The following is a 9,255-nucleotide window of genomic DNA, read 5'->3' on the forward strand; positions in this document are numbered from 1 at the left end:
GTGGTGCGCCGGCACCCAAAACGCCGGCGCACCACACACCCCCAACAACCACCCCCGGGGACATGTCATCACCGCAGGTCAAACCCTAAAACACCAACACCGAACCCACCCACACCAACCAAACACCCCCACACCGACATCCCCCATCCCAGACTCCGGAGGCCATCCGCATGTCGTCGCGCCGTCAACCGGCCGGACGACCTTAGCCTTAGCTCATGGCGACGACAGAGCAACTCCACGGACAATGGTGGGTACCCGACTCGAACGGCCCTTCTCGCACCGTGCCGGGCGTTCTCACGCTCAGTGATTCCACAGAGCCGCGACTCGACTTGCACGGCGATTTGTACGATATTCACGAGCTGGGATTTCGCACTGTCCATGGCAATTCCGGTGGGCGCGCGGTGTCCCTGTTCGAGACGTACATCGATTCGGAAAAGGGTGGATTCACAAATGGCCAGAAGTACACCGACCAAACGATAAAGCTGTCAGGGCTCGTCATCGGAGACTCCCACGTCAACGACGCCGACGAACTCGCATTCACCGAGTCCGTCATCGAACTGGACTACCTCACCTACTGGGCCCGTGGCGTCAAGATCGCCGTATCCCACCCTGAAAAGTCCAACGAGCCCTATATTTTCACTATCCCGGTCAGCGCGCCCCTCTCGGGAAAATACGGCAACGTCGAGGTCACGGTTTCCACGTCCAGCCATTACGCATCCGGCGGTCAATTCTCCCGCGGTGGTATGTCCATTCCTGCACACTTTCGGACAGCATTTCGAGTGACCAGCGCCGAACCCCTTTCGATCAACGCCCACATCGAAATCTCTCGGCGGCTGGCAGACCTGATCACGCTGGCGATGCATCGGCCCGCCCACGTACGGCGCATCAAGTTCTCCCGCAATCCCACAAGCGCATCGGCAGTTCGACTGGTGGAGCTCGGACCTGATCAGCGAGGACACCGACCTCGATGATTCGGGCACGACGCTTATCAACTTCACACTCGACGATGTGGATCTGCCGACCCTCCTCGAAGGCTGGCACGAACTGCACCAGAAGGCGAACTACGGGACGCTGTCCGTCATCGCACTTCAACGCGAATCGAGTATGTACTACGAAACCAAGCTACTTGGACTGTGCGGCGCAATCGAGGCACTGCACAAGGGTTTTCACCCAAAATCTCTCGACTACCGCGAACGCTGCGTCGCCCTCGCACAGATCCCTCCACCGGCCGCGGTACGTCAGGTCATTCCCGACATCGAGGTATGGGCTAAGAACATCAAAAATGCTCGGAACCATCTCGCACACGGCGACGAACCTCACAAGCGCAAAATGTCCGAAACCGTCTGGTACAACCTCTATGAACCTGGGGTCGCCCTGCTGGTGCTCGTCGCGATGACCAAACTCGGCGTCCCGGAGCGGACACAGTTGAAATCGCTCAGACAAGGCGCATTGAAGCGCGCAGTCCTCGGCGCTAGGGCGTCCCGTCCTGGACCATGAACGCTACGGCAACGCCCTGTCCCCTAGCTCTGAGAGACCCGACCGGCCGAACCTGTACCGCGCCAGAGGGCTGGTTTCAGAACATCCGGCGCGCATTTAGGCCCTTTGACATGGCTAAACGACACGTCCCCCATGCGAAAAAATACGTGACATCTACAGCCCGGCGGGGCCAGCATCTGCCAGCAGATTCAATCGGCCAGAAGCCTGTTGTACGTAGCGGTGATAATCGTCAACGCTTCGACTTCGTCCGGCGCTGAATTCTTGGCGCGAAGTTCGTCCGCAAGCTCCGCCGCATCCTTGATTCGACTGGGCACTCGTACATACCAGTCGAAACCGCTGGGGAACTTCGCGATTCCCGCCAGCTGAAGGCCGAAATTGACGAACTCATCGATCGTTCTTTGATCGTCGTCGGTGAACTCCTCGAAGTGACTCTCTCGCTGGCCAGTCCGCGGGTTTGTGTGAGTGACCTTGACCGGGGGGCGAGCCGAGATCGGGACGGCAACACGGAAAGCGCGGGCCGGTCCTGCCGCCCACACGGTCATCAGATCGTGGCTGGTCATTGCGACTCGCACATAGTGCCCACCCTCGACGGTATCCGGCAGACTGCTCGGCTCGTGGGAGACCGGGAAATCGCTCCACTGCTGGCTCATCAGTAGGACCTCCTGACATCACCTCGACGGCACACACCATCAGAGTGTGTGCCGCCGAGGTGAGCTTGTCGACTACCCGATCTGGAATTGGCCGATTGTCTCGCCCTCTCGCGAAAGAAGCGGCACAATTCTCGTGGTCGCGGTATCGGTGGACGGTTGCGCCGTCAGATCACTGGCACGGACGAATCCGGCTTGCAGGTCGGATCCGATAGCACTGACCAAGTCAGGCAGCTCAGCGTCGCTTTGAACGTTCAGCGCGTCCCCGTAACTCTCGCCCCTTGCGTTGACTCCGCTCTCGCCCGCCGTGAGAGCTGGCTGGCGCTGAAGAGCTGAGGGCGCAGGGAACTGGAGCGGATCGGTCGGGAACGTGACGTATTCGTTGATGGCGCCGTTCGACTGGTTGAGAACTGCTACGAATCCGTGACTGTTGTAAAAGCCTGCACCGCAGTCCCTTTGCGTGCTGGCAACTTGGGAGTTGGAGATGAGGGCATTGAACCGGTAATCGGTGGCACTGCACAGGGCGCCCTCGCGGAACAGCCGCGCCTTCGCTCCCATGATGCCCGGGGAGACCACGTTGGCGAACGAGGTGTAGATCCGACTGCTCGCGATGGGCACTCCCCCGTTGTCGATAGTCGAGGTGTGGAGGAAGATCGTGCCGTTGACCGGTGGAGTGGGTCCGATCCAACCGGTGCGCACCTCCGCTTGAGCTGGGGACGCACCTACCAGTGCAAGAACAGCTGCTGCGGCGATCGCTCCTGGAATGATTTTTCGTAGAGATGTCATACCTTTGTCCTTTGCTTGGTTGTCAGGCAGAGACATTGACGTGCAGGGGGTTTCGGATCAGCGATTGAAATAGCAGACTCGGTTTTGGGTGGGGCAGATAAATCGTTCGCTCTGTGGCCCAGGACCCCATACTGAAGCCGTTGTCGGGATCGACCAGACATAGTCGTAGCCGGATGGCTGAAACTGCATACGCCCTTCGATGAAGTACGTGCCGGCATCGACGATGTTCGACCCTTGAGCTGGTCCGTAGTTGAATCTGGGGCTCGCCTCCGAGACAGTGAACGGTGATCCCATGTAGTTGATTCCGCAACTCGTATCCAGGATCGGTCCGGGAACCACTTCACGGCAATGGGCGTCGTGCCGAATGAAATTCAGCGAAGGTCCTTCGTCATGGATCACTGTTGTAGTGATTCGTGTGGACCGTCCGTTCAAATTCAAATGAACGATCCAATCGAAGGTTCCCACCACACCGTCTTCGTCGCCGTAGATCATGTTGCTCTTCGCTTCCGACTGGTACTGGGCGATTTCCCTGATGCATGGGGAACTCGAATCCGGTTCACACCAGAGGTCGTAGTCAGGATCATCATTTAGCCGTGACTGCGGATTCGGAGGTGGCACCGGCTCCACAAGGTCAGGGCGAGGGACGACCGGAAGCACCTCCTGGCCGTCGGGAGTAATCAACATCGCTCCGTTGCAGACCCAGTTGGAGATGTTGCGCTCGAGCGCAGTATTGACACACTGCTGCCCAGCACCGGGAACTTGCATCATTTCCGGAGGAAGATCAGTCGAGGGATATTCCTCTACAGCGGGCGACTCAGGGGCAGGTTGGTCGAGTGTGTCTGGCGAGGCGCCGGCCACAGGTGCAACAGCCAGGGATAGCACCATGAGTACGACCGAGACCAGTGTGCGACGTTTCCACAAATTCGTTTTGACCACGCGGAGTACCTCCAGTGAGGTGCAGCAGCTCAGCGAAATGGCTGCCTGCGAAATTGACCGGTTAGCTAAGGCCAGCAAGTGATTCCGTGTGAGACTAACCGACCGCGCGGTTTCAAGCTAGGGCTTCACTGGAAAAATTTCGAGAGAGAACCCCTTTGGCGATTACATCAAAGATGTTTTGCCGCAATGGAAAACAGATCCCGGACCGGGTTTCCCCTCAGGATTGAGCTGGTTTGCCGCTATGTTGTTGAGGGTGAGGAGTTTTCGACAGAATCGAGTGTGCGCCTCTCGCGCGAGGAGAGTATTGAACTGGCTCGGGCTGTGACGACAGCGCCTATTGCGCCGCCGTGTACCCGATCCGCTTCCCGTGTCGCGCACACCGAACTTCTGCGGGCCGATGGATCGGGTGGAGCGACGGTGTTTGTCGAACTCGACGGTTGTGGGCGTGTGTATCTCGATGGCTATCGCACGTTGGTCCCTGATCAGGTGGCGATCCTGTCTCGATGAAGTTGGGTGCCGTCGGTATCTACAGCCGCGCATCCGACGAGGTGGGCGCGCACCGGGGTCCTGGGGGTCAACGAGGCATCGGATCCGCCTTGTTTCAGACGAGAAGGCTTGCTTAGTGCAGAGAACTGAGGAGCGCCCACGCATAGAGCTTTTTGGCATGGTGCCTTCGAGGCGGAGTCCTCCGGCGAGTACGCGCAGAGGGAGCTTGTCGGGGCGCGTGGCGTTCTTCGCCAAGGGCAGGGCGCGGTTCGTTTCGACGATGACCGGCTGGGGCTGTGGGAGTAGTGGGCGCAGGGTCGGGGTCAGTGGCCACGGCTCCTGCCAGCCGTTGAAGTCCGGGGCGGTCATAGCGCCTGCGGAAGTGGAAGCGGAGCCGATTGTTCGGGAGCGTGGGCCGTCCACCCCACTGCCCGGGCTGTGGGGCTCAGATCGAACCTGCCGGACCGGGGCGTATCCCCCGGCCCACTTGACCTCGATATCGACGGAGAAGCCTGTGATGCGGCCATAGCCCTGCCCGATCCCCGTGTAATTGGTGACGTGGGAGTCGATGCGGATATCCGCACCGTCCCATCGCCCTTCGGTGACCACCAGGCAGGAACCTTTGCTGCGTGCACGGGCGACCACCGCGCGCGCTCTGGTCGGCGGAACGGCGGCACCGGCCAGCCCGAGGACAACTAAGTCCATTCCGTCGAGCAGGATCGCTGCACATTCTCTTGGGGTACAGCGCCGTCTCAGATATTTGGGAACACGGTCGTTGCAGCTCAAAGGCTTTCACCGCGAACCTAGCAGATTGCAACAGGTGTCGCGCAGTAGAAACAACAGCCACCGGCCCCAGAACCGCGAGCGGCGCTATTTCTCAAGTCCTTTCATGGCGAACGAACAGTTGAGCTAGTCGCGCCAGATCGCTGTGAACTCGTACCAGGGGCCGCCGAGATGCGTTGCAGAGAAGTGGCCGAACCCAGAAAGTGTCCCGCTGGGTGAGTACACCCACCCCCGCGTCGTGGTGAACATGCTGCCGTTGTCGATGAAATAGACCTCATCAGGAGGTACGACACGGGTGCGACGAATATCGAACGAGCCGATCTCCAACTGTTCGGCAACAGTTCCCGCATTCTTGAGGAGGTCGAGTGCGATGGTCTCGAATTCTCCGCTCTTGTCGAGGAAAGACACCTGAGGCACCAACATCACCACAGCGACCGCGGCGGTGACGACGAGCGGCGCAGGCAGGATCCACCACGACCAGCGCCGGTCCTGACCCACGACGTACAGCGTGCGGATCGCCCACACCAACCCCACCATCACCAGAATGACCAACGCCGCAGCAGAAACGAGCAAAGGATCCAACCATCGGAAACCCCCGAACGGGGAAGGCCACCACCCGTAATGCCTACACATCAACACAAGAACCGGAACAACAGTGAACGCAAGAAGAATCGGCCCCGGAGGCTTCGACGATGCAGGCGGATCAGCTGCTACCCATTCACCCAACGACCTCAGCTTTCGCATCGCCTCACCGTATCGCTATGTAGAAGGGCGGACCTCAGCGATGCCACCCTCGGACCGACCCAGAGCGCTGCGGGCATCCATCGCGCCCGCGGTCGATCCCCTCGTTGTTTTTCAAGTTGTTTCCCCAATGTTCTCCGCGCACTCATTTCAAGCGGCGGATGTTGATCTCCAACAGGATCACCAATATCAGTGTCACAGCCGAAGCAATCAACAACGGTGTGCGGACATACTCGCTCTCCGACCACACGGAAACAGCCACCACGACAATGAGCACGAACAAAGCCAACACCGAGATCTGAAGATTTCGCATTTCCCCTCACATTGGTAGACGAGCACATTTCGCACGCTGCGCCACGCGTTACAAGACCCAGCTGCGTTGAGATCTCATAGGTCCAGACAAGACCTCTAGGTGCCCTGCTCGAAGGAAAACCAGTTCTCAGCAACGGGTTTGAGCCGGCGGAACCGATCCAAATTCGGAGTGCAATTCGCTGTGTACAACCACCCCACGACCTCAGTGGGGGTGCTCCGCCTGCTATCGACGAAGTACACACAGTTGTCCACCCGGATGAAGACAGTGGAGAATTCGTAACCGTCGATCTCGGTGGGGCCGAGATGCTCGGTACCGTCACGCAGCATCGAGTCCGCAAGCTCCGCCATCTCTGGATTGGCTCGATCGAAAGCGCGATCCGTTGGCGTTTGCACCGTGAAGAACACGAGAGCAGTCGCTACCACGACCAGAGGGGCAGGTCCCATCCGCCACGACAGGCGCTGCTCCCGTTTCCAGAAACCGTAGGACCGGACAACCCAGAACACCCCGATGGCAAGGAGTCCCAGGAGCGCGAAACATACCGTGGCGGGTTCGAGGAAAATGACTGCGGCTGTGGGGTACTGCCACCAGTCGTAGCGGACTCCCGCAATTATCGCGAGAAAGGGCACGGCAGCGAGGGCGGTGCCCAGCGCAGGCGGACGCACTAGTCGAGCATCATTGCCGGCGCTACCGAACACCTGTCCCCCTCCTTCTTCGATCCCCGATCGTCGATCGCCTGCACACCCACCATTCACGGACGGTTGAGACTAACGGAATCGATCTGCGTAACAGTGGTTTCGACCTGACCTGCTGCGCAATCCCGCCCGGCAACAGCGTGGTCGCGCGGAGGCAGGGCGGTTCGGTCGTTCACCTCCGTTCGGTTCGAGGAGTTCCGGCCGCAGCCGGCCAAGACCTTCAGATGCTGGCCTTTACAGCCAGCGTTTTCGGCGGAACAAGGTGAACAACGACACCGCGCCGGTCACCGCGATGATCCACCACAGCAGGTACCCGTATCGCCATCGCAGTTCCGGCATGTCCTGAAAGTTCATGCCGTAGATCCCGGCGAACGCAGTCACGAACGCCGCCACCGACGCCCACGCGGTGATCTTGCGCAAATCGGTGTTCTGCTGAACATTGACCCGAGCAAGAGTCGCAGCGACGAGAGAGCTGATGACATCGTCGAACTCGACGATCCGTTCCGCCACCGCGGCGTGGTGTTCGGCGACATCACGCAGATGCCGGTGTACGTCCTTGGGAATCGGCTCCGGCAACGCAGTGGCGGCAGCGAGCGTGGACAGCGCCGCAGCGAGGGGGTTGACCGAACGCCGTAATTCGAGCACTTCGCGTTTGACGAGGTAGATCTGCTCGATAGGGGTGTGACGATCGGGGCTGAGCAGTTCCACTTCCAAAGTGTCGATATCGACGTCGACCGATCCGACCACTCCCAGGTAACCGTCGACGATCCGGTCGATCACCGCGTGCAGGACAGCCCACGGCCCGATTTGCAGGTGTTCCGGCGATCCTTCGAGTTCGGCGCGCACGCCCGCCAACGCGGTATGCGCGCCGTGCCGGACGGTGACGATGAAATCCGACCCGACAGCAGCGAGAATCTCACCGGTTTCGACGATGTCGTCGGCGGTGCGGATCGAGGTCGGTGAAAGGTAGTGGGCCGTGCGCATCACCAACACGGTCACCTTGTCGTATTGTTCGAGTTTGGGGCGTTGATGCGCGTGCACCGAGTCCTCGGCGACCAATTCGTGCAGGCCGTACGTCTGGGCGATTGCCGTCATCTGCTCGAAGGTCGGTGCGAACAACCCGAGCCACACGAACCCCGAACCCCGACGCCGAACCTCATCCAACGCACTCTCCGGTGTGTGAGTGCCGGGGAGTCGCACCCCGTCGACATAGACGGCGCAGTCGACCACAGCAGCGGCAGCACTCGATGGTGGTTGTCGATCCATCCCCGCAGCTCACCGTCCCTGTGCTTCCCTGCCCATGCAGAAGAGGGCGACTCAGGATAGCGGCTGACCGCGCACCGAACGCGATCAGCGCTGCGACGGAAACCGATCAGCTGCGGAAAGAATGTGCGGCAGGCACTTCCGCGGGCACATTGGCGGTAGGAAACCGGCGTGTCAGTTGCTCGACAAGAGCGTGCACCCGATGAAGGTCCTTACGCAGAGCCGCCGCATCGGTGCGCGCCGCCGACGCCAACTCAGGTGCGACCGGGCGCGTACCCCGCACCAGGCGCAGCGCGGATTCGATCCGCTCCGACAACTCGTCGATCTCCGAATTCAACAGAGCCAGAAACACTCTCGCCTGCGCAATATCGGACTCTTCGGCCGCGGACACGGCCTTTATGAAGCGACCAGCGAGGAAAGTTTCTCCCCCGCCATGCGCTCGACGAGCAGAGGAACGAAATCACGCACCTTGTCGTCGAAATGAGCATGAGCAGACGCCACAGCGTCCGCCACGACATCAGCCGAGATCGACGGATACTTCGCAGACAACCTACTCACCGCATGAGCGATCAGACGCTCTTCCTCTTCGGTCTTCATCTGTAAATACTGCGCCCCACCTGCCCATAGTTCAACACGAGAGACGACTATCGGCCGCGGCGACAATCAGCACGTAGTCACGCTCTGCTGCCACGAGTCGAACCCGACCGGCCGAGTTCGCCCCACACCGGCAAACGGGTGCGCGGAACCGGGATGCGATCCTCACGCAATCTCTCACCCTGAAACCATGAGCACCGTCCCGTCGTCGTGACCGAACACGGCCGCAACGCCGCGTTCTGCGGCCTGATGGCGCGCGCCGCAGCTTCCGCGGAGGGCTCGGCCTTTTTCTTCGTCATATCTTCCAATGTCGTCATCACGGCACCTCCCTCGCTGAGCGTTTACTCAGCGGCTCGGGCCGAAACACCGAATAAGAAACAGTCCCCGCGGGGGACTGTAAGAACAACGGTGTAACTCTGAAAGGAGATACGCCACTATGACTGATGTGATTGATCGTGAGACAGAGACGAACTCGGCTCAGCCGGGTATCAGCGATGCGCGGCTCAAAGAGCTGGTC

Annotated in this window: 12 protein-coding genes and 1 pseudogene; 2 read left to right on the forward strand and 11 right to left on the reverse strand. The window is 60.1% G+C overall.

Features of this window, described 5'->3' with window-relative positions; all coding sequences use genetic code 11:
- Window positions 1–215 precede the first annotated feature (215 nt).
- Together G8767_RS36450 and G8767_RS36455 are read left to right on the forward strand one after the other, a co-directional pair.
- Window positions 216–971 carry a hypothetical protein gene (locus tag G8767_RS36450; RefSeq protein WP_003946434.1) on the forward strand — a complete coding sequence of 252 codons (756 nt, stop codon included), beginning with the start codon at window positions 216–218 and terminating at the stop codon, window positions 969–971.
- A gap of 37 nt (window positions 972–1,008) precedes the next feature.
- Window positions 1,009–1,497, forward strand: a complete 489-nt coding sequence (locus G8767_RS36455) for a HEPN domain-containing protein (protein WP_003946436.1) — start codon at window positions 1,009–1,011, stop codon at window positions 1,495–1,497.
- Window positions 1,498–1,685: 188 nt separating this feature from the next.
- On the opposite strand, the gene G8767_RS34520 is transcribed toward G8767_RS36455, so the two are convergent.
- The 11 genes and pseudogenes from G8767_RS34520 to G8767_RS34565 all read right to left on the reverse strand — a co-directional run bounded on the left by G8767_RS34520 (window position 1,686) and on the right by G8767_RS34565 (window position 9,055).
- Window positions 1,686–2,147, reverse strand: a complete 462-nt coding sequence (locus G8767_RS34520; protein WP_003946439.1) for a DUF5956 family protein — start codon at window positions 2,145–2,147, stop codon at window positions 1,686–1,688.
- A 72-nt stretch (window positions 2,148–2,219) separates the two neighbouring features.
- Entirely contained in the window at window positions 2,220–2,930 is a 711-nt protein-coding gene (locus G8767_RS34525) for a hypothetical protein (RefSeq protein WP_003946437.1), read from the reverse strand.
- Window positions 2,931–2,987: 57 nt separating this feature from the next.
- On the reverse strand, window positions 2,988–3,944 hold the full coding sequence (locus G8767_RS34530) for a hypothetical protein (protein WP_147343839.1): 957 nt from the start codon (window positions 3,942–3,944) through the stop codon (window positions 2,988–2,990).
- 773 nt (window positions 3,945–4,717) lie between these two features.
- A pseudogene (locus G8767_RS36140) lies at window positions 4,718–5,078 on the reverse strand (hypothetical protein); the annotation flags it as partial.
- A 183-nt stretch (window positions 5,079–5,261) separates the two neighbouring features.
- Window positions 5,262–5,879: a hypothetical protein gene (locus G8767_RS34535; RefSeq protein ID WP_003946082.1), complete on the reverse strand. Its 618-nt coding sequence runs from the start codon at window positions 5,877–5,879 to the stop codon at window positions 5,262–5,264.
- Window positions 5,880–6,021: 142 nt separating this feature from the next.
- Window positions 6,022–6,189, reverse strand: a complete 168-nt coding sequence (locus tag G8767_RS34540) for a hypothetical protein (RefSeq protein ID WP_003946089.1) — start codon at window positions 6,187–6,189, stop codon at window positions 6,022–6,024.
- A gap of 95 nt (window positions 6,190–6,284) precedes the next feature.
- Window positions 6,285–6,884 (reverse strand): hypothetical protein, encoded by a 600-nt coding sequence (locus G8767_RS34545; protein WP_003946084.1) that lies wholly within the window; start codon window positions 6,882–6,884, stop codon window positions 6,285–6,287.
- Between the two features lie 231 nt (window positions 6,885–7,115).
- On the reverse strand, window positions 7,116–8,147 hold the full coding sequence (locus G8767_RS34550; protein ID WP_003946088.1) for a magnesium and cobalt transport protein CorA: 1,032 nt from the start codon (window positions 8,145–8,147) through the stop codon (window positions 7,116–7,118).
- A gap of 106 nt (window positions 8,148–8,253) precedes the next feature.
- Entirely contained in the window at window positions 8,254–8,535 is a 282-nt protein-coding gene (locus G8767_RS34555; RefSeq protein ID WP_003946081.1) for a hypothetical protein, read from the reverse strand.
- A 5-nt stretch (window positions 8,536–8,540) separates the two neighbouring features.
- A complete protein-coding gene (locus G8767_RS34560; protein ID WP_003946083.1) occupies window positions 8,541–8,741 on the reverse strand; it encodes a hypothetical protein in 201 nt (66 codons plus the stop codon).
- Between the two features lie 77 nt (window positions 8,742–8,818).
- Window positions 8,819–9,055 carry a hypothetical protein gene (locus G8767_RS34565; RefSeq protein ID WP_166814180.1) on the reverse strand — a complete coding sequence of 79 codons (237 nt, stop codon included), beginning with the start codon at window positions 9,053–9,055 and terminating at the stop codon, window positions 8,819–8,821.
- Window positions 9,056–9,255: the final 200 nt, after the last annotated feature.

The organism is Rhodococcus sp. IC4_135 (genome assembly GCF_011602025.1).
In the GTDB taxonomy this organism is placed as follows: Bacteria; Actinomycetota; Actinomycetes; order Mycobacteriales; family Mycobacteriaceae; genus Rhodococcus_F; species Rhodococcus_F baikonurensis.